The organism is Nocardia sp. CDC159, from assembly GCF_023740735.1.
Classification (GTDB): Bacteria; Actinomycetota; Actinomycetes; order Mycobacteriales; family Mycobacteriaceae; genus Nocardia; species Nocardia pulmonis.
In genome coordinates this window covers 486,305-504,252 of the sequence record NZ_JAMRXH010000005.1, presented here as the reverse complement: position 1 = coordinate 504,252, position 17,948 = coordinate 486,305, and the positions used below count along the sequence as shown (strand labels likewise).

Here is a 17,948-nt window from a genome sequence, read left to right as displayed (position 1 = left end):
TTCAACCGGCTCAAACAATTCCGGGAGCTGGCCACCCGCTACGCCAAACGCGCCGCCTACTACCAGGCCGAACTCACCATCGCCGCCATCATCCTCTGGCTGCGATGACTTACAGGACACGCCCTAGGCGGCCTGCGAACGAAGGGCCCCGGCCGCACGGCCGGGGCCCTTCGACAGCTCATCCGTCGATCGCGCGGTGATGTCCGGATTCCAGCGCCTTGGCCGCGCGGCGCTCGTCCCACCGGCTGGGCTCGTCCTTGCGGCGCGGCGGGCGATCGTTGGCGATGAGCACGGCCATCCACGGCAGCGGGATGGAGACGCCGATGATGAGCAGGGAGATCACCCAGTTGTGCCAGATGCCATAGGCGATCGCGGCCAGGATCAGGCACGGGATGCGGAAGCCCATGAGCAGCATGTACCGGCGCACCCGGGCGCGATGCTGCTCGTCCAGCGACGGCGCCGCCTCGGTGATGAGAACGGGGTCGGACGCGCTACCCGGAAAATACCCCGCACCCCGCTCGTTCGCCGCGGTGGTCGGCCGGTGTGGCCGCGGAACAGAGCCGGGGGGTCGGATCTCGAATTCGGGACGAAGCCCGTCGTCGCGGCTCTCGGCATCGGGGGCATCGCCGTCACGCTGCATGCTCCCGAGTCTTCCACTCCCCAGCATCGAACGCACACGGGGTCGCGGCGGGATAGCAGATGTTTGGCATTATTGATGGGTGAGCACCGATACCCTGGTTCACCCGGATACGACCACCGACGAGACGACCGACAGCGATATCCCCAAGTACTTCCACTATGTGAAGAAGGACAAGATCGCCGAGAGCGCCGTCATGGGCACCCATGTGGTGGCGCTGTGCGGTGAGGTGTTTCCGGTCACCCGCTCCCCGAAGCCCGGCTCGCCGGTGTGCCCGGAGTGCAAGCGCATCTACGAGACGCTGCGCAAGGAGTAGGCCATTTTCCCTGGTCACAAAGTTTTCGCCGGTTGACCACTGACCTGAAGTGTAATTTTGGTGCCACTTTGGTCAGGTAACGCCGGGGACGATGAACCCTGCATGTTCCGTCGCACCCTGCGAACTCCTGGCCAGCCTGGTCCCGACGCCGATCGCGCACGGTGATCACGACGGCTCGGTGTCGCACCCGTCGACCTCGGGACAAGTAATCACACAGCTGCTGGTTCGGCGGAACGTTTGGTGATCTCGGTGACGTCGTCGGCGGTGACGGCGAGGACGCGGGCGGTCGCGAGGTCGAAATACAGGCCCGACAGCCGCACTCCGCGCTCGGTCAGCGCCTGTCGCATCAGCGGGTGGTGGCGCAGGGTTTCGAGTTGTACCGCGACGTTCACCATGCTCAGCTGCGCCGGTTCGGCGAAGCCGGCGGCCGCCGCGGCTGCCGCGACGGGGTGTCCGGCTCGGTAGTGCTCCAGGGTGAGTTGGGCGTGGGAGAGCCAGTTGTCCAGGGCCGGTTCGCCCGAGCCGCCGTCGAGCAGTGCTTGTATCGCGCTGCAGTCGGAGTGCCCGCATACCACCACGTTTCGGACGTTCGGCTGTTTCAAGGCCAGGGCGAGCGCCGCCTCCACCGAGGCGTCGGTCCCGTCGGCGGGGACGAGGTTGCCGATATTGCGGACGGTGAACAGGTCACCGGGGTCGCTGTGGGTGATCACATTCGGTGCGATGCGGGGGTCGGCGCAGGTGAGGAACAGCGAGTTGGGCTGCTGCCGATCCCGGGGCGCATCCGGAGGTGGCGGTACGGGTGGGGCCTGGCTGTGATCGGCGGTCCCGGCGTCGACGGTGCGTTCGTGGTGTCGTCCCAACACTTCGTCGATCAGCCTGCGGGCGCGGCCGCGGCGCGGCGGGCCGGTGAGCGCGTGTTCCATGCGGGCGGGTCCGGTCTCCACGAATTCCACGGCGCCGCCCGCCTTTTGGTGTTGGCTGGCCCAGTCGTGAATGGCCTCGTAGGCGGCGTGGTCGAGGAAGTCGACGGTCAGTTCGACCAGGACATCGGCGCGGGCCGGGACCTCGGCGAAGGCCTTGGACAGTCGCGGCAGGGCCAGGAAGGTGCAGGTGCCTTCGATGCTCACGATCCATCGGTCGGTGCCGATGACCGGACCGGCCGTTATCGATACGTGCACCACCCGCCACAGCAGCAGGATGAACGCCAGCGCGAGTCCGATGATCACGCCCTCGAGGAGATTGAGGAATACCACGCCGAGCATGGTCACCGCGTAAACGGCCAGGTCGCCGGTGCGGTGGGCGAGTTTGATGTGTGCGATTTTCACCAGTTGGATACCGACCACGATGAGCAGACCGGCCAATGCCGCTTTCGGTATCTGCTCGACCACGCCGACGAGAGCGACGGAGAACACCAGCACCCAGACCCCGTGCAGGAACGCCGATGCTCGGCTCTTGGCTCCCGCGGCCACATTGGCCGAGCTGCGGACGATCACACCGGTAACCGGCAGACCGCCGAGCAGACCGGAGGTGACGTTGGCCGCTCCCTGGGCCGTGAGCTCGCGATCGAAGTTGGCTCGCCGCCCGGTGTGCAGCTTGTCGATGGCCACCGCCGACAGCAGGCTTTCCACGCTGGCGATCAGTGCGATGGTCAGCACGGCCAGCGCCACCGCGCCCCAGTCGCCGCGGGGAAGTTCCGGCAGGCCGATCGCGTCGAACAGCGAGCCGCTGATCTGGATACGCTCCGGATCGCCGGGCACGACCAGCGACAGCAGAGTGCCGATCAACACCGCGACCAACGGCCCCGGCAGCACGCGGATGCGGCCGGGCACATACCGCCAGCCGAGCATGATCGCAATGACCACCAGTCCGATGAAGAAGGCGGTACCGTGCAAATTCAGCAGCTGGCCGGGTAGCTGGGTGATGTTCTCGAAAGCCGTGCTGTGCGAGGTACCGCCGAGCAGGACATGCACCTGCTGCAAGGCAATGGTGACACCGATGCCGGCGAGCATCGCGTGCACCACGACCGGGGCGATCGCCAGCGCGGCGCGTGCGATACGGCTGAGCCCGAACACGATCTGCACCACGCCCGCCGCGGCGAAGATGAAACCGGACATCTTCCAACCGAATTGGTGAATCACCTCCGCAACGACCACCGTCAGCCCCGCCGCCGGACCGCTGACCTGCAGTACCGAACCGCCGAGTAGACCAACCACGAGCCCGCCCACCGCCGCGGCGATCAGACCGGCCTCCACCGGCGCGTCCGAGGCGATGGCGATACCCAGCGACAGTGGCAGGGCGACGAGGAACACCACGATCGAGGCGGGCAGATCGTAACGGGCGATCGAGGAAAGCCGCTCCGACCAGGACGGCCCCGGCTGCCCGGTCGAAGGTGGCGGCGTATCGGCGACGGTGGACATATCTCTCCCTTCACAAGAACGGACTCGAACCCCCCGGCGGATCGAACATGTTCCGGGCGACGAAATCAGCTGTGGGACAGCATGATTCGCAGTCCGCAGGAAGTCGGTGTCGGGCTGGTTGTCCACGGTGACGAGGGTCGGGTGGGAACGGTGTGGCTGGACATATCTCTCCTTCACCGCACCGGGGCAGCCGGTTCGGCGCAACATGCACTGGCAACGAATGGGGCTAGCACAGCTGAAAAACGAGACGACATACAAGCTTCGTCCTGGGGCCCACGCGACGGGGCCCCGTCCAAGGGTAAAGACCGGGAAAAATCCGTGGAAAGTGAGTGATACGGAAGCTCAGAGTTCGCTACCAAATTGTGACCACTAACAAGATCACTTTTCGTTCGAGCCGCCTTGGGCCGCTCGTCGACGCGGCAAGAGCCGAAACACGTTGCCCAAGAGTCGAATGGCTGCGGCGGCGGGCACGAGGCTCCGTCCGCTCGTGGGCGGATCGCTGCGGACAGATCGAGCGAGAGAGGTGTTGCCGCGACCGGCGCCTGAATCGCCAGCCGCCGTGTTCGTCGACCGCACCGCCGGGCACGTCGTGGACTTCCCGGTCCTGGTTCATCGAGTGCGGACCACTCGTGCCGCGAATTGTATTGAGTGGCAGCGGCATCCGGTGCCGGTGGAACGATCCGAGTGCATGATCGCAAGCCGGTTTAGGTCCGCCTTGAACCGGATCTAATCCAATTCGGCCGCCGCGGCGGTGAACTCTACGATTCGGTACTGATCGGAATTGGATCAGAAACGAGTACGGAGATCGTAATAGTGGTGGTTACCTCCATCGAATTGCCCAATTCCCAGGGGACGGGGCGGTGTCGATGAGTGCGATGTCGAAGATTCGGAAAACGTGGCGGGGCTGCACCGGTCGGCGATCGCGGGCCGCGCTCGGTGCGGTATGCGTGGTGGCGGTCGTCGCGGGCGGTGTGACGGCCGGTTCGGCCGTCGCCGAGCCGGACCGGGCCGCGACCGGAACCGTGCGCTCGCCGAACGGTCGGTGGCCGGTCAATCTGCGGTCCGGGCCGAGCCTGAAGAGTGCGAAGGTCGGCCGGGTTCGGGACGGTGGCCGGGTCACGATCGTGTGCACGGCTCGCGGTGACCGGGTCGAGGGCCGGTGGGGCGCCACCGATGTGTGGGACAAGCTCGACAGCGGCCGGTGGATCAGCGACGCGTTCGTCGATACCGGAACCAACGATCCGGCGGCGCCCGACTGTTCGGGCGGCGATCCCGAGCCGTCGAAGCCCGAGGAGCCGACCGGGCCCGATGAGCCGTCCAAGCCCGACAAGCCGACCAAGCCCGATGAACCGACCAAGCCCGACAAGCCGACGATACCCGAGGACCCGGCAAAGCCGACCCCGGGCGCGGGTGAGGGCGAATCGGCATGGGAGAAGCAGGTCCTCGACCTCGTCAATGCCGAGCGGCGCAAGAAGGGCTGCCAGCCGATGCGCATGGACGATCGGCTGACCCGGGCCGCGCGCCTGCACAACCAGGAAATGCGAGACCGGCGGTACTTCAACCACATCAGCCCCGACCGCAGCCACCCCTATCCCGAGCACCGGGCGAAGGCGCAGGGCTACCAGGGCGAGGTCTCGGAGAACATCGGCATGGGGCAGACCTCTCCGAAGGAAATCATGGACGGCTGGATGTTCAGCTCGGGTCACCGGGAGAACATGCTCAACTGCTCCTGGAAGTCGGCCGGAGTCGGCGCCCTGAAGGGCAACTCCCGCCGCGGCTCCCTGCTCGACACGGGGCCGTGGTGGACCATGATGTTCGGCGCACGCTGATCACCGGACGCGGGCCGTAGCGGCTGACTAGGCCGGTACGGCCGCGGTCCGTCGGCCGGTGTCCGGTCGGCGAATCCGGCGGATGCGGTCGAGCAGATCGAGCAGCGGGCCGGTCATGACGGTGGCGATCACCGCCATCACGGTCAGCGCCAGGAACATCGGGGCCGTCAGAATGCCCGCGCTGTACCCCATTTGGAGGACGATCAGTTCGGTGAGGCCGCGGGTGTTCAACAGCACCCCGACCTGTGCTGCCACGTAGCGGGATTCGCCGCCGAGGCGGGCGCCGAGATAGCCGCCGCCGATCTTTCCGGTCACCGCCAGCACGGTGGTGAGGATCAGCAACACCCAGGGGGTCGACGCCGCGGTGCCGGCGACGACGGTGACGCCGGTGACCACGAAGAACACCGGCACCAGCAGTCGGCCCAGTCCGCTGACGCGCGCCGCCACGGCCGCCCAGGGCGACGAGTCACCCGCAGGAATCGCCAGGCCGAACAGCACCCCGGCCAGAATCATCGACAGACCCAGCCGCTCCGCCGCCTGGGTCGAGCCGACGGCCGCCGCGGCCACGGCCACCGCGCCCAGTCGCGGGAACCGGGTCGCCCACGCACCCGCCCACTCGGTGCGCAGGACGAATCGCAGCAGGATCGCGGCCATGACCGCCGCGACCATGATCGCCGCCACCCGCAGCAGACCCGCCGCACTACCCGTGCCGAGCCCGATCGCGGTGGACAGCAGTAGCCATCCCACGGCATCGAGGGCAACCGCACCGGTCAGCGCGAGCCGTCCCACCGAGGTGGTCGTGAGACCCCGATCGGCCACGATGCGGGCCAGTACCGGCGCGGCGGTGATCGACAGGGCCACCGCGACGAACAGCACGAACGCGGCCGTCGGCGCCGATCCACGCAGCCGCGAATCCGACATCGCCACAACACATCCGGCCAGTAGCGCGCCCAACAGCAGCGAGGGCACCAGCGCGCCGAAGACCACCCACGACACCGTGCGCCGCGCGAGCCCACCCGGCCCACCCCGCAATTCGTGCGTGAGCCGCATCAATACCAGCGCCAGCCCGGCCTCACCGGCGAATTTCAATGCGGTCAGCACCTCGCCCGGCAGCAATCGGTCGAACGCGTCCCCGCCTACCACCGCATGTACCACGGGCCCGATCAGCAGACCCGCGGTGACCTCGCCGATCACCTCGGGCTGCCGGAGCCGCCGTGCGGCGGCCCGGCCGAGCCAGGCCAGCGCGAGAACACCGGCCAGACATCCGAGGACATGCGCGACAACCAGCACAGCGCTGCCCGAATACATCGGCTGCGTCCTTTCGCTTATCCGGCGAACCGAGCGGATTCGGCCATGAGGTCGTACATCACCTCGGTGGCCCCCGCGGCGATGGTGGCGCCCGCGGCATCCCGGAAAACCCTGGCGGGCACCGAATTTCGCTCGTAACCCCGCGCGCCGTGATATTGCAGGCAGACGCGGGCGGCCCGGGCGGCCAGCTCGGTCGCCCGCAGCTTCGCGGTCGAGGCGGTGAAGGTGTCCAGTCGTCCGAGGCTGTGTAGGCGGGCGGCCTCGTAGACGTAACCGCGCACGAGTTCCAATTCGCCGGCCAGCTCGGCCAGGCGATGGCGGATCACCTGATGGGAGGCGAGCGGCGCACCCTTGATCACCCGCGCGCGGGCATGGCCGTCCAGCAGTTCCAGGCAGTGCCGTGCACCGCCCAGGGCCAGCAGGGCGGCCACGAGCCGCTCGAAGTCCAGCGCCCGCATGATGTGCAGCAGGGCGCGGTCCTTGCGCCCGAGCAGGTCGTCGTCCGCAACCGCCACCCCGCGCAGGTCGATCGCCGCGATGCCCGCGCTGTGCCAGCCCAGCATCGGCAGCGGGGAGCGCGTCATCGTCTCCTCGTCGGCCCGCACGATGAACAACGACGTGCCCGCCAGCGCATTCGACAGCTCACCGGTGCCGGTCCGCGCGAGGGTGATCAGGAGGTCCGCGTTCAGACCGTTGGCCACCGGGCTTTTCGTGCCGGTCAGCCGATATCCCTCGGCCGCCGGGTCGGCCCGGGTCGCCAACTCCCGCAGGTCCGAACCGGATTCGGGCTCGCTGATCGCCAGCGCCACGACGAGACGTCCCTGCCGGAGTTGCTCACCGTACCGATGCCGCTGGTCCGGCGTGCCGAACAGCGACAGATAGGACGCGGCCATATAGGCGTGCACCGCGATGGCGGCCCGCACCCCCGCATAACCGGTCCGGCCCAATTCCTCCAGCAGGACGGCGCTGCGCAGGAACTCCGGTCCCGACAATCCGATGCCGAGCAGACCGCGGGCGCCCAGGGCCTGCCACGCCGCACGGTCGATGAAGCCCTGGTCCTCCCAGCGGTCGGCGTGCGGGAGGACGATCTCCGCCAGGGCGTCGCGGACGAATTGCCGAAACTCGCTCATCGCACCCGGACCACGCGATGCTCGCCGAGGATATCGGTGATCTTGCCGGTGATCCGGAAGACGGCATGGGGAGTGCCGGCGGCCGCCCATGTTTGGTCGTATCGCAGCAGATCCGCGTCGACCAGGGTGGTGATCGGTTGTTTGTGCCCGATCGGCGGTACGCCGCCGATCGCATAGCCGGTGGTCTCCTTGACGAAGTCGGCGTCGGCCTTCTTGATCGCGCCGCCCAGCACCTGTCCGACGACCCGTTCGTCCACCCGGTTCGTCCCGCTGACCAGCAGCAGAACCGCCGAACCGCGTTCGGTGTCGCGGAAGACGAGCGACTTCACGATCTGGGACTGCGTGCAGCCCAACGTCTTCGCCGCATCGGCCGCGGTGCGGGTCGAACTCGGCAGTTCCTCGACGGTCAACTCGGGTCGCAGGGCCCGCAGCGTTTCCTGGAATTGCCGGGCGCGGGTGCTCAATGTCATGACAGCACTGCTCCTTCCTGTAGTGCCGCGAGCAATGCGCGGCGATCCACCTTGCCGGTCGGTCCCATCGGTAACTCGTCGATCACCAGGATTCGCGACGGAATCATGTAGCCGGGCAGCGAGTGCGCGAGATGGTCGCGCACCGCCGCATCCGAGAGCTCCCCATCGCTCGCGGTGACGAAGGCGACCAGGGTCTTCTCGCCGCCCTCGGTTGTCACGGTGACGAAACACTGCCCTACGCCGGGGCACCGATCGAGATGCTGTGCCACCTCACCGAGTTCGATGCGAAATCCCCGGACCTTGACCTGATCGTCGTCTCGGCCCTGGAAGACCACCTCGCCGTCCTCCCGCAGGTAGGCGCGATCTCCCGTCCGGTATATCCGTTCGTGGCGATCGCCGATGCGGCAGTCGACGAATCTGCGCGCCGTGAGTTCCGGGGCTCCGAGGTATCCCGGCGACAGTCCGGGTCCGGCCAGACAGACCTCACCAAGTTCGCCGGGCTCGCAGAGGGTTTGGTCTCGAATGAGGTAGAGCCGGGTGTTCTGGATCGGCTTCCCGATGGGCAGCGCGCTCAGCTCGTCCGGCGTGCGACGGATGGGATGGAAGGTGGCGAATGTGGTGCTCTCGGTGGGCCCGTACACGCTGACGATCTTGTCCGGGCCGTAGCGGGCGAGCGCTCGCGCCATATGCTTGACCGAATGGGCCTCGCCGCCGGTCAGGACGGTGCGCACCGGGTCGAGCACGGCCGGGTCCTCGTCGAGGATGGTGTTGAACAGCGCGGTCGTCAGGAATACGACGTCGACGTCGTGGTCGGCCAGCGTGCGCTTCAAGACCGACAGCCGCAGCAGCGACGCCGGATACAGCACGCAGACACCGCCGTTCAGCAGCGCACCCCAGATCTCGAAGGTGGCCGCGTCGAAGGTCACCGGCGCGAATTGCAGGATCCGCGGCCGCGACGACAGATCCGCATAGCGCGCGTCGAACACCAGCCGGGCGACCGCCCGATGCGGCACCGGCACTCCCTTGGGCGCGCCGGTGGAACCGGAGGTGTAGTTGATGTACGCCCACGCGTCAGGGGCCACCTCGGCCGTCGGTTTCCACTGTCCCCCGGTCTCGTTCGGCACCTCGACCGGGACGGTGATCCGATCCGGGCAGCGCCGCGCGAGGGGTTCGGCGGCGTCGGTGACGAGGTGGCGGCTCGCGGTCTCGTCGAGCAGGAGCCGAATGCGCGCATCCGGCCAGCCCGCGTCGACGGGCAGATATGTCGCACCACATTTGATCACCGCGACGAGCGCGGTGACCAGCTCCACCGACCGTTTCACCGCGACGGCCACCACCGACCCGGGCTCGACACCGACCCGGATCAGGCGGGCCGCCAGGCTGTTCGCCCGCTCGTCGAGTTCGGCATAGGTGAGCGTCCGGCGACCGTCGATCACCGCGGTCGATGCCGCGTGCGCCGTGGCCGCTCGCTCGAAGAGCATGTGCAGGGCGAGGTTCGGAAATTCGGCTTCGGTGGAGTTGATCGACCTGTGCAGCGCGAGGGCGTGCTCGGTCCCCGTAATGGTTGTTGTCACCGCACTCCCAATCTGTCGACGATCACATCGAGCAGCGCATCGCGATGCGTCTCCGGGAAGAAATGTCCTCCGGGCATTTCGACGATTTCGAATCCGCCGGAGGTATGCGCCGACCAGCCGGACATGGCGGTCCGGGTATCGATCGGATCCGTTCGCCCGTACAGGGCGGTGATCGGTGCGGAGATCGGCCGGCCCGCGTGCCGGTCGCCCCACAGCTCGGCGAGTTCGATATCGGCCCTGATGGTCGGCGAGAAGATCTTCATCATGGTCGGATTGTCGAGAATTTCGCTCGGTGTACCGCCCAATTGCTTTACCGCGGAGCGGAAATCGCGCTCGTCCATGGTGTGCATGAAGGGTCGGCGCTGCGGACTGCGCGGACTGCGGCTGCCCGATACGAACAGCCGTGTCGGCCGCGCATACCCCGCACCGTTCTGGATCAGCTCGAAGGCCAGTCGCGCGCCGAAACTGTGCCCGTAGAAGGCGTGCGTCCGGTCGCGATACGGCGCGAGGCCGTCGGTGGCGTATCGAATCAGCGATTCCCAATCCCGATGCGCCCGTTGGAATATCCGCCGCCCGCGACCGGGTAGCGCCAGCGACACCAGCTCGATGTTGTCGGATAGTTCCTGCGCCCAGGGCCGGAAGATCTCGTGGCTGCCACCGGCGTAGGGCAGACATATCAGGGTGATGGCCGGTGTTGCCGCGGCAGGCCGCAGCAACACCGCCACCTCTTCACTCGTTGTGCGCACGAACGCCGATTCCTAACCGGCCTGCGCGCTCCGCGCGTGCGCCGCGACGGCCGCGGCGATCTCGCGCATCGTGCTGCGCTCGTACAGCTCCTCGGGCGGCAGCGCGTCCTCGCCGAAGCGCTCCTCCACCTGGGCGATCAGCCGGGTGGCGCTGAGCGAGGTCCCGCCGAGGGCGAAGAAATCCGAATCGGGCCCGGTGACCGCGAGGCCCAGGTTGCGGCAGGTCTCGACGACCCACTGCTCGATATCGTGAGACTCCGCCATCACGCGCCCACCCCCGGGCGCGCGGTGAACTCGTAGCCGTTGACCGTTCGCTGCACGAATCGGTTGTGCCCGAACGTGTCCACGCCCGAGGTCAGCACATTGCCGAACTTGTCGAGGCTGGCCTGGCCGCCGAACTCGGCGAGCGAATCGGAGTAGGGATACACCTTGACCGAGGTCGGCAGGTATCGCGCCGCGAAGCCGAGACGCATCTGATCGGTGGCACCGCTGTGCGGATGCGAGGCGTGCATGAGCGTGGACCAGAAGATGATGAACTGGCCCTGCCGCATCACCTGCGACACCGCCTTCGACTCGTCCGGGCTCCAGTTCGGATCCTTCTGCAGCTGCCGGTAGTCGTAGCCGAAGAAGCCGCGGCGCACGCCGTTCTTCGAGACGTTGTTGATGGCGTCGGGCGAATACTCCATCACCTTCGACTCGTCGTAATTCATCGTCTTGTGCGAACCCGGGATGAATTGTAGACAGCCATTCGCCACCGAGGCCTCGGTGAACGCGGTCCAAACCGTGATCGTGCCACCGAATTCGGCATCCTCGGGCCAGACGATCTGCGGATGCTTGCTCCCGGCGACATTGGAGAAGTTGTCCGCCTGATGCCAGTCGGTGCCCTCGTCGCCCGGATACTTCGGGAAGAATTCGGTGCGCCAGCACAGCGTATCCGGACCCAGAATGCTGGAAACCCGGTCGACGATCTCCGGGCGGGTGATGTGCTCGGCCAGGAAGTCGATATCCAGATGGCGATCGTAGTTGGCGAGGTTGGTGACGCCCGACAGGCTGCTCTTCCCGCTGTAGATCGCGTTCTTGGTATTCAGGAGCTTGGGCCGCAGCGCCCGCAGGTTCTGCTCCATCTCGTCCGGCTCGTACAGATCGAACGGGCCGATGTAGCCCTGTTCACGGAAAGTTTCCAATTCACTTTCGGACAGTGCGAAAGCAGCGAGCTGCTGTGTCATGTCTTCCTTTCCTCCGAATGCCTTCGCCGACCGGCGTCGCCGGATTGCGCGGGCTCGGGCAGTCCCACATATATGCGAAGGCGAGGTGACGAGAGTTCGAATTCCCATCCCCTCGTGAATCATCCCCTCGATGACGTAACAAATAAGAACAGCACGCGGCGCGGTGCGCAACCGTTGCGGGCGAGGTTGAGCATCCTGCGCAGTCCTTCCGGATGGAATCAGTGCAGGTTGTGCAGTCTGGCCAATAGTCTCAGGATGTTCGATCCGGTTGACCAATCTTGCCGCCGACCCGCCTGCGCGCCGATCGATGAAACCGGTTCCACGCCAAAGGAATCCCGGCTTGACCTCGCGTCGTTCATCTGTATCGGCACGAAACTAGCTGGACTGCACGACCTCTCGAGTATGTGCGGTACTGACACGCCGAAATCCGCTCGGGATGGCCAGGTTTCGCTGTGATGTACGCTGCGCTCATGGTCCGGATCGAGTCATTGCCGCTCGCTGCGCGGGCGGCCGCCGCGAATTCCTCTCCCGTTCGTGATCTGCTCGCGCTCACCGCGCGGCCGGACGTGATCTCGTTCTCGGGCGGGATGCCCGCTCCGGAGTTGTTCGACCACACCGGCATCGCCGAGGCGTTCCGGACGGTACTCGCCGACGAACCCGGACGGGCGCTGCAGTATTCGACGACCGAGGGCGACCCCGCGCTGCGCGCGGTGCTCGCCGCCCGGCTCACCGCGCGCGGACTGCCCACCGAGCCGGACGAACTGATCGTGTCGACCGGTTCGCAGCAGGCGCTGACGCTGCTGTGCGGTGTGCTGCTGGAGCCGGACGATGTGGTGCTGGTGGAAGATCCCTGCTACCTGGCCGCGCTGCAGGCATTCCGGTTCGCGGGGGTGCGCGTGGTCGCGGTGCCCTGTGACGACGGCGGCCTGATCCCCGAGGAACTGGCCCGAATCGCGGCCGCGCACCGGCCGAAACTGCTGTACCTGGTGCCGAGCTTCCAGAATCCGACCGGCCGCACCCTGTCGCTGCCGCGTCGGCGCGCGGTCGCGGAAATCGCTGCCGAGCATGGCTTTTGGATTGCCGAGGACGATCCGTACGGCGAGTTGCGCTACGACGGCACCGCCGAGCCCTGGATCGCCGCCCTGGACGCCGCCGCCGACCGCACTGTGCTGATGGGCTCACTGTCGAAGATCATGGCGCCGGGGCTGCGGTTGGGCTGGATGCGGGCCGCGGGCAAGCTGCGTCGGTCCTGCGTCATCGTCAAACAGTCGATGGATCTGCACACCTCGACCGTGGATCAGGCCGCCGCCGCCCGATATCTGCGCGACAACGATCTCGACGCGCATATCGATCGGGTGCGCGCGGCCTACCGCGAGCGCCGCGACGCACTGCTGTCCGGCCTGCCCGAGGCGCTGCCCGCGGGTAGCCGCTGGAATCGCCCCGACGGCGGCATGTTCGTGTGGGTGCGGCTACCCGACGACCACGACGCCGGTCGGCTGCTGCACCGGGCGCTCGAGCACGACGTGGCCTATGTGCCGGGCACACCCTTCTATGCCGAAGCGGTGGACCCGGCCACGTTGCGCCTGTCGTTCACGACCTACGCGCCCGCGGTGATCACCGAGGGGCTGGCCCGGCTCGGGAAGGCCTTCGCGGCGACAGGCGCCTGAGGCGGCTCAGTGGCCGAGCCCCAGTCCGCCGCTGACGGGCAGCACCGCGCCGGTGATGTAGGCGGCGTCCGCGCTCGCGAGGAACTGCACGGCGCGGGCCACCTCGTCCGCGGTTCCCGCGCGGCCCAGCGGGATTGCGGCCAGGATGTCGCGGCGGCGGCGCGGGGAGAGCTCGGCGGTCATCTCGGTCTCGATCAGTCCCGGACTGACGATATTGACGGTGATCCCGGCGTCCGCGAGTTCGCGGGCTAGACTGCGGCCCATTCCGATCAGCGCGGATTTCGTTGCGCAGTAATTGGTTTGGCCGGGTGCGCCCATCAGCCCGACCACCGACGAGATCAGGATGATTCGGCCGTGCCCGCGCTCGATCATCGCGGGCACGGCCCGGCGGACCACGGTGAAGACGCCGGTCAGATTGACCTCGGCAACCGCCGTGAAGTCCTCCTCGGCCAGCTCGCCCAGCAGTCCGTCGCGGGTGACTCCGGCATTGGCGACGAGCACGGTGACCGGGCCGTGCCGGTGCTCGACCGTCGCGAACGCGTTCTCGACGGCCAGCGGGGAGGTCACATCGCAGGGGATGCTCAACAGGTCCGGGATGTCACCGCCGGCGCGACTGCACACCGCGACCCGAGCACCGGCGGCCCGGAAGCGCCGGGCCGTCGCGAGTCCGATACCCCGGCTGCCCCCGGTGACGAAGACGGATTCGGTCATCGGGCCCGGTGCGCGGCGGTGAAGACCGCGGCGCAGTTCTGACCGCCGAATCCGAACGCGTTCGCGACGGCCGTCTCGACCGTGATCTCGCGGGCGAGTCCAGGTACGTAATCGAGGTCGCAGTCCGGGTCCGCGACGTCGAGATTGATTGTGGGCGGGACGATTCCGTCCCGGATCGACAGCGCGCACACCATGGCGTTCAGTGCTCCGGCGGCGGCGAACAGATGTCCGGTCGTCGATTTCGGACTGCTCATCGGCACGGTGCGGGCGTGCTCGCCGAGGGCCCGTTTGACCGCGGCGGTCTCGATCCGGTCGTTGGCGGGCGTCGAAGTGCCGTGTGCGCACAGGTAATCCACCTCGGCGGCGGTGACTTCGGCGGCGGCCAGGGCCCTGGTCATGGCGGCGGCGGCATAGGTGCCCTCCGGCGCGGGCGCGCTGACATGGAATCCGTCGCAGGTGAGGCTGCCACCGGCGAAGGTGGCGTAGGGCAGGGCCGCGCGCCGGGCGGCGTGCGCGCGCGATTCCAGCACCAGCACGACCGCACCCTCGCCGAGGACCATCCCGTCGCGGTCGGCGCTGAACGGGCGGCTGGCATGCTGGGGCTTGTCGTTGCGCCGCGACAACGCGCCCATCGCGGCGAGCCCGGACATCAGCACCGGGGTGACCGGGGCGTCGGCGCCGCCGCAGACGACCACGTCCGCCTCGCCCGACAGAATCAGCCGCCGGGCCTCGATCAGCGCGTACAGCCCACTCGCACAGGCCAGTACGCTGCTGGTGACCGGGCCGTGAATGCCGAGATCGATCGCGACCTCACAGGCGGGCATATTGGCCAGCGAATAGGGCACGAAGTACGAGCGCGGTTCCACGGCGCCCTCGGTGAGCAGCCGCCGGGTGGCGCCCTCGATGGTGTCGAATCCCGCCACCGCGGAATTGAGGACGACGCCGATGCGGTCGGAGTTGGCCGCGGTCACCTCGAGCCCGGCGTCGCGGACCGCCTCGCGTGCCGCCGCGACCGCGAAACCGACGAAACGGGAGGCGCGCACCGCGCGTTTGGCGTCGAACAGCTGCGCCGGGTCGTAGCCCTTCACCTCGCCCGCGAAGCCGGTGGCGCCCGCCTCGGGGTCGAACAGGGTGATCGCGCCGATGCCCGAATTTCCGTGCAGCAGATTGCGCCACGTCGTCTCCCGATCGTTGCCCACCGGGGTCATGGCGCCGATGCCGGTGATCACGATGTCGTTCATCTCCAGATCCCTATCTGTCAGCTGATCGTTCGCCGCACGGCGAATTGCAGGGTGGCCAGTGCGACCGCCTCGTCGCGGCCGTCGGTGACCCGGGCGGTGGCGGTGGCCAGGCGCTGCCCGACGGCTTCGACGGTGACGGCGATGTGCAGATCGCCGGGGGGCGCGGCGGTCAGGTAGCCGATGCTGCACTGGCTCAGTACGGCGCCGGGCGTGCTGCGGCCGAGGCGGGCGTGCAGGGTCACGAAGCCGCAGATGTCGACCGCGCGAAAGATGGCGGGTCCGGTGACCACACCGTCGAAGCGGAGCTCCAATCCGCGCTGCTCGGCAACGAATTCGGCGTGCGATCCATCGATTCGGATCGAGCGTAGGTGGGTGTCACCGGGAAACAGCCGAGATATCATCTCGTCGGCAGCTCGGCATACCGATGGTGAATTGTTCATGTTGTTTTCGATCTTCCCGCGTGCGGTGGTCCCGGAATCGGTGTGCACAGTTGTGGTAACGATTCGTACGGAACGGCAGAGCCCCCAGAAGTAGGGGCGGACGACCCCTGTGCCGTGCGATAGGCACCCGAAACGTACCAGCCCCCAAGGCTTTTCGCCAAGGTGGCGATGGAATGTGATCTGGACCACTTCCGTTTGGAACCGATCGCCGGTGGCGTTAGTCTGGCCGTGCCGCCGGACATATCGGGCAACGTCCGGAGTGTTGCAGCCGACCTGAGGCTGTCTTTTCGTCCGTTCTTCTGCTGCGCTGTGCAAATTCTCTGCCGCGCACCCGAAAATTGTGATTGGAGTTGGGCAATGACGACTGCCGACCTGGATACCGACGAGGTCGTGGTGGTCCGTACACCCGAGGAATTCCACAGAATGCCCCGGGCGTATCAGAAAGCGCTACTGAGTCAGATCATCATTCACACCGAGGGTGAGATCTCCGGCGGCGACGATTACATCCAGATGTTTCTTCCGCTTGCCCCCGACGCCGAGGAGCGCCAGGTGTGCGCCGAGCGGGCGGTGGAGGAGTACGACCACTACAAGATCGGCAAGCGGGTGCTGGCCGAGCTGGGTTACGACTCGAGCCATATGGAATCCCAGCAGCTGAGCGACCGGACGCTGTTCGCGGACAGCCGGTTGCACACCTGCACGACCTGGGCCGAGCGCGGCATCTTCTCGTACTTTGGCGAGGAGGCCATTCTGCTGATGATGCGGGAGTTCGCACAGAGCAGCTACCGGCCGTGGGCCGACGCGGTGCGCACGATCATTCTCGACGAGAAGATCCACATCGCGCACGGGGCGCGGGTGTGCCGCAACCTCGCCCAGGACGAGGAGGGCAAGCAGCAGCTGCAGTGGGCGCTGGACCGGTTGTGGCCCACCTTCGAGGGTCTGTTCGGGTCGCCGACGTCCAAGCGTGCGGAGTTGGCGGTCAAGTTCGGGTTGCGCAAGACCACCAATGGGGAGGCCCTGGAGCTCTACCGCAAGCAGATGGTGGGACGGGCGGAATCGCTCGGGCTCACCCTGGCGATCGCGGGTTAGGGCGCGGCGATGACGGTTTCGCTTGGCATGCCCGCGGCACATCCCGCGGTTCCCGACCGCGCGGAGTCGAAGCGGCGATTACGAGAGTTGCTGGCCCAGCGGCCCGAACTGGCCGAACGCGTGCGGGCGCTGCGCGATATGGGCAGGCGGGTGCGCGGCTGCGAGATCCATCTGACCACCGCGTGCAATATCCGGTGCAAGGGCTGCTGGTACTTCGAGGGCGGTTTCGACGCACAGGTACCCGAGACCAACGATATCGGCCTGATCCGGGAGTTCGCCGCGAAGCTGGCCGCGCGGGGATATACCCAGGCCAGTCTGATCGGCGGCGAGCCGACCATTGTGCTGGACCGGGTTCGGCCGTTCGTCGAGCACCTGCCCTACCTCATCATCTCCACCAACGGCCTGCGCCGATTGCCGATGGACGGCTTCGAGAATGTCGCGGTGGCGGTGAGCCTGTTCGGCGGTGGCCCGCTCGACGACGAACTGCGGGCGCATCGGCCGAACGGATCATCCTTCGCCGGGCTGTTCCAGAAGGCGCTGGGACATTATCGCGACGATCCTCGGGTGACCTTCGTGTACGCGCTGTCGGCGCGCGGGCTGGAATATGTCGAGCCCACGGTGAAGCTCATCCGCGACAACGGCAATCAGGTCAACTTCAATTACTACAGCGAGCACGGATCGGACGATCCGTTGCAGGCCGAGCACGAACAGCGGGTGCTGGCCGAGGCGCTGCGGGTGAAGGCCCGCTATCCGGAGACGGTGGTGAGCCATGAATCCATGATCCGGGCACTGATCACCGGCCGTTCCCATTGGGGCGCCTTCGGTTACGAAGTCTGTCCGAGCATCAGTGTCGAACTCCCGCAGCATGCGGCCAGACTCGGCAACGGTAATCCGGCACTGGACGGATTCGCCGTCTACGGCGCGGATTTCGAGACGCTCCAGTTCTGCTGCACCTCCGGCAACTGCGCCGATTGCCGGGACAGCCAGGCCGTCTACAGCTGGCTGCTGGTCAGCATGAACCACTACCTCGACTCGCCCGAGCAGCTGACGGAATGGGTGGAGATCGCCGAAAGCTATTGGCGGCAATGGTATTGGGCGCAGCGCCGGTCGGACAACTTCGCCCGTATCCACTGAAACCATCGACCGAACA

17 protein-coding genes are annotated in these 17,948 nt (G+C 67.2%); 5 read left to right on the top strand and 12 right to left on the bottom strand.

The window, feature by feature from the left end; all coding sequences use genetic code 11:
- Window positions 1-178: 178 nt before the first annotated feature.
- The gene (locus NDR87_RS14860; RefSeq protein WP_372494158.1) at window positions 179-472 is read right to left on the bottom strand and encodes a DUF3099 domain-containing protein; all 294 of its coding nucleotides are present in this window, start codon (window positions 470-472) and stop codon (window positions 179-181) included.
- 247 nt (window positions 473-719) lie between these two features.
- Between NDR87_RS14860 and NDR87_RS14855 the strand changes: the two genes are divergently transcribed.
- Window positions 720-953 (top strand): DUF3039 domain-containing protein, encoded by a 234-nt coding sequence (locus tag NDR87_RS14855; RefSeq protein WP_251911860.1) that lies wholly within the window; start codon window positions 720-722, stop codon window positions 951-953.
- 209 nt (window positions 954-1,162) lie between these two features.
- Here NDR87_RS14855 and NDR87_RS14850 read toward each other — a convergent pair whose 3' ends face one another.
- Complete coding sequence (locus NDR87_RS14850; protein ID WP_251911861.1) at window positions 1,163-3,370, bottom strand: bifunctional SulP family inorganic anion transporter/carbonic anhydrase; 2,208 nt, start codon at window positions 3,368-3,370, stop codon at window positions 1,163-1,165.
- 866 nt (window positions 3,371-4,236) lie between these two features.
- On the opposite strand from NDR87_RS14850, the gene NDR87_RS14845 reads away from it, so the two are divergent.
- Window positions 4,237-5,199 carry a CAP domain-containing protein gene (locus NDR87_RS14845; protein ID WP_251911862.1) on the top strand — a complete coding sequence of 321 codons (963 nt, stop codon included), beginning with the start codon at window positions 4,237-4,239 and terminating at the stop codon, window positions 5,197-5,199.
- Between the two features lie 27 nt (window positions 5,200-5,226).
- Here NDR87_RS14845 and NDR87_RS14840 read toward each other — a convergent pair whose 3' ends face one another.
- Genes NDR87_RS14840 through NDR87_RS14810 form a run of 7 tightly spaced genes read right to left on the bottom strand, consistent with a single transcriptional unit; the run spans window position 5,227 to window position 11,653 of the window.
- Window positions 5,227-6,507 (bottom strand): cation:proton antiporter, encoded by a 1,281-nt coding sequence (locus NDR87_RS14840; RefSeq protein WP_251911863.1) that lies wholly within the window; start codon window positions 6,505-6,507, stop codon window positions 5,227-5,229.
- A gap of 17 nt (window positions 6,508-6,524) precedes the next feature.
- Window positions 6,525-7,637 (bottom strand): acyl-CoA dehydrogenase family protein, encoded by a 1,113-nt coding sequence (locus tag NDR87_RS14835; RefSeq protein ID WP_251911864.1) that lies wholly within the window; start codon window positions 7,635-7,637, stop codon window positions 6,525-6,527.
- Window positions 7,634-8,107 (bottom strand): YbaK/EbsC family protein, encoded by a 474-nt coding sequence (locus NDR87_RS14830; RefSeq protein ID WP_251911865.1) that lies wholly within the window; start codon window positions 8,105-8,107, stop codon window positions 7,634-7,636. The genes NDR87_RS14835 and NDR87_RS14830 overlap by 4 nt, the downstream gene beginning before the upstream one ends.
- The gene (locus NDR87_RS14825) at window positions 8,104-9,681 is read right to left on the bottom strand and encodes an amino acid adenylation domain-containing protein (protein ID WP_251911866.1); all 1,578 of its coding nucleotides are present in this window, start codon (window positions 9,679-9,681) and stop codon (window positions 8,104-8,106) included. The genes NDR87_RS14830 and NDR87_RS14825 overlap by 4 nt, the downstream gene beginning before the upstream one ends.
- Window positions 9,678-10,427, bottom strand: coding sequence for an alpha/beta fold hydrolase (locus tag NDR87_RS14820; protein WP_251911867.1), 750 nt, complete (start codon window positions 10,425-10,427; stop codon window positions 9,678-9,680). The genes NDR87_RS14825 and NDR87_RS14820 overlap by 4 nt, the downstream gene beginning before the upstream one ends.
- A gap of 12 nt (window positions 10,428-10,439) precedes the next feature.
- Window positions 10,440-10,691, bottom strand: coding sequence for an acyl carrier protein (locus NDR87_RS14815; protein WP_251911868.1), 252 nt, complete (start codon window positions 10,689-10,691; stop codon window positions 10,440-10,442).
- The gene (locus NDR87_RS14810) at window positions 10,691-11,653 is read right to left on the bottom strand and encodes a chlorinating enzyme (RefSeq protein WP_251911869.1); all 963 of its coding nucleotides are present in this window, start codon (window positions 11,651-11,653) and stop codon (window positions 10,691-10,693) included. Before NDR87_RS14810 ends, NDR87_RS14815 begins: the two co-directional genes overlap by 1 nt.
- A gap of 470 nt (window positions 11,654-12,123) precedes the next feature.
- Between NDR87_RS14810 and NDR87_RS14805 the strand changes: the two genes are divergently transcribed.
- Window positions 12,124-13,320 carry a PLP-dependent aminotransferase family protein gene (locus NDR87_RS14805; protein ID WP_251911870.1) on the top strand — a complete coding sequence of 399 codons (1,197 nt, stop codon included), beginning with the start codon at window positions 12,124-12,126 and terminating at the stop codon, window positions 13,318-13,320.
- Window positions 13,321-13,326: 6 nt separating this feature from the next.
- Here NDR87_RS14805 and fabG read toward each other — a convergent pair whose 3' ends face one another.
- Genes fabG through NDR87_RS14790 form a run of 3 tightly spaced genes read right to left on the bottom strand, consistent with a single transcriptional unit; the run spans window position 13,327 to window position 15,712 of the window.
- The gene (gene fabG / locus NDR87_RS14800) at window positions 13,327-14,031 is read right to left on the bottom strand and encodes a 3-oxoacyl-ACP reductase FabG (RefSeq protein ID WP_251911871.1); all 705 of its coding nucleotides are present in this window, start codon (window positions 14,029-14,031) and stop codon (window positions 13,327-13,329) included.
- On the bottom strand, window positions 14,028-15,272 hold the full coding sequence (locus tag NDR87_RS14795) for a beta-ketoacyl synthase (RefSeq protein WP_251911872.1): 1,245 nt from the start codon (window positions 15,270-15,272) through the stop codon (window positions 14,028-14,030). The genes fabG and NDR87_RS14795 overlap by 4 nt, the downstream gene beginning before the upstream one ends.
- Window positions 15,273-15,289: 17 nt before the next feature.
- The gene (locus NDR87_RS14790; protein ID WP_251911873.1) at window positions 15,290-15,712 is read right to left on the bottom strand and encodes a hotdog domain-containing protein; all 423 of its coding nucleotides are present in this window, start codon (window positions 15,710-15,712) and stop codon (window positions 15,290-15,292) included.
- 357 nt (window positions 15,713-16,069) lie between these two features.
- On the opposite strand from NDR87_RS14790, the gene NDR87_RS14785 reads away from it, so the two are divergent.
- Both NDR87_RS14785 and NDR87_RS14780 read left to right on the top strand, forming a co-directional pair.
- Complete coding sequence (locus NDR87_RS14785; RefSeq protein WP_251911874.1) at window positions 16,070-16,798, top strand: Phenylacetic acid catabolic protein; 729 nt, start codon at window positions 16,070-16,072, stop codon at window positions 16,796-16,798.
- Between the two features lie 9 nt (window positions 16,799-16,807).
- On the top strand, window positions 16,808-17,932 hold the full coding sequence (locus tag NDR87_RS14780; RefSeq protein WP_251911875.1) for a radical SAM protein: 1,125 nt from the start codon (window positions 16,808-16,810) through the stop codon (window positions 17,930-17,932).
- The last annotated feature ends 16 nt before the right edge of the window (window positions 17,933-17,948 follow it).

Excerpts from the sequence above, each read along its gene's own strand:
- NDR87_RS14850 (WP_251911861.1), bottom strand. The coding sequence starts at position 3,370 with ATGTCCACCGTCGCCGATACGCCGCCACCTTCGACCGGGCAGCCGGGG.
- NDR87_RS14845 (WP_251911862.1), top strand. The coding sequence starts at position 4,237 with ATGAGTGCGATGTCGAAGATTCGGAAAACGTGGCGGGGCTGCACCGGT.
- NDR87_RS14840 (WP_251911863.1), bottom strand. The coding sequence starts at position 6,507 with ATGTATTCGGGCAGCGCTGTGCTGGTTGTCGCGCATGTCCTCGGATGT.
- NDR87_RS14835 (WP_251911864.1), bottom strand. The coding sequence starts at position 7,637 with ATGAGCGAGTTTCGGCAATTCGTCCGCGACGCCCTGGCGGAGATCGTC.
- NDR87_RS14830 (WP_251911865.1), bottom strand. The coding sequence starts at position 8,107 with ATGACATTGAGCACCCGCGCCCGGCAATTCCAGGAAACGCTGCGGGCC.
- NDR87_RS14815 (WP_251911868.1), bottom strand. The coding sequence starts at position 10,691 with ATGGCGGAGTCTCACGATATCGAGCAGTGGGTCGTCGAGACCTGCCGC.
- NDR87_RS14810 (WP_251911869.1), bottom strand. The coding sequence starts at position 11,653 with ATGACACAGCAGCTCGCTGCTTTCGCACTGTCCGAAAGTGAATTGGAA.
- NDR87_RS14805 (WP_251911870.1), top strand. The coding sequence starts at position 12,124 with ATGGTCCGGATCGAGTCATTGCCGCTCGCTGCGCGGGCGGCCGCCGCG.
- fabG (WP_251911871.1), bottom strand. The coding sequence starts at position 14,031 with ATGACCGAATCCGTCTTCGTCACCGGGGGCAGCCGGGGTATCGGACTC.
- NDR87_RS14795 (WP_251911872.1), bottom strand. The coding sequence starts at position 15,272 with ATGAACGACATCGTGATCACCGGCATCGGCGCCATGACCCCGGTGGGC.
- NDR87_RS14790 (WP_251911873.1), bottom strand. The coding sequence starts at position 15,712 with ATGAACAATTCACCATCGGTATGCCGAGCTGCCGACGAGATGATATCT.
- NDR87_RS14785 (WP_251911874.1), top strand. The coding sequence starts at position 16,070 with ATGACGACTGCCGACCTGGATACCGACGAGGTCGTGGTGGTCCGTACA.
- NDR87_RS14780 (WP_251911875.1), top strand. The coding sequence starts at position 16,808 with ATGACGGTTTCGCTTGGCATGCCCGCGGCACATCCCGCGGTTCCCGAC.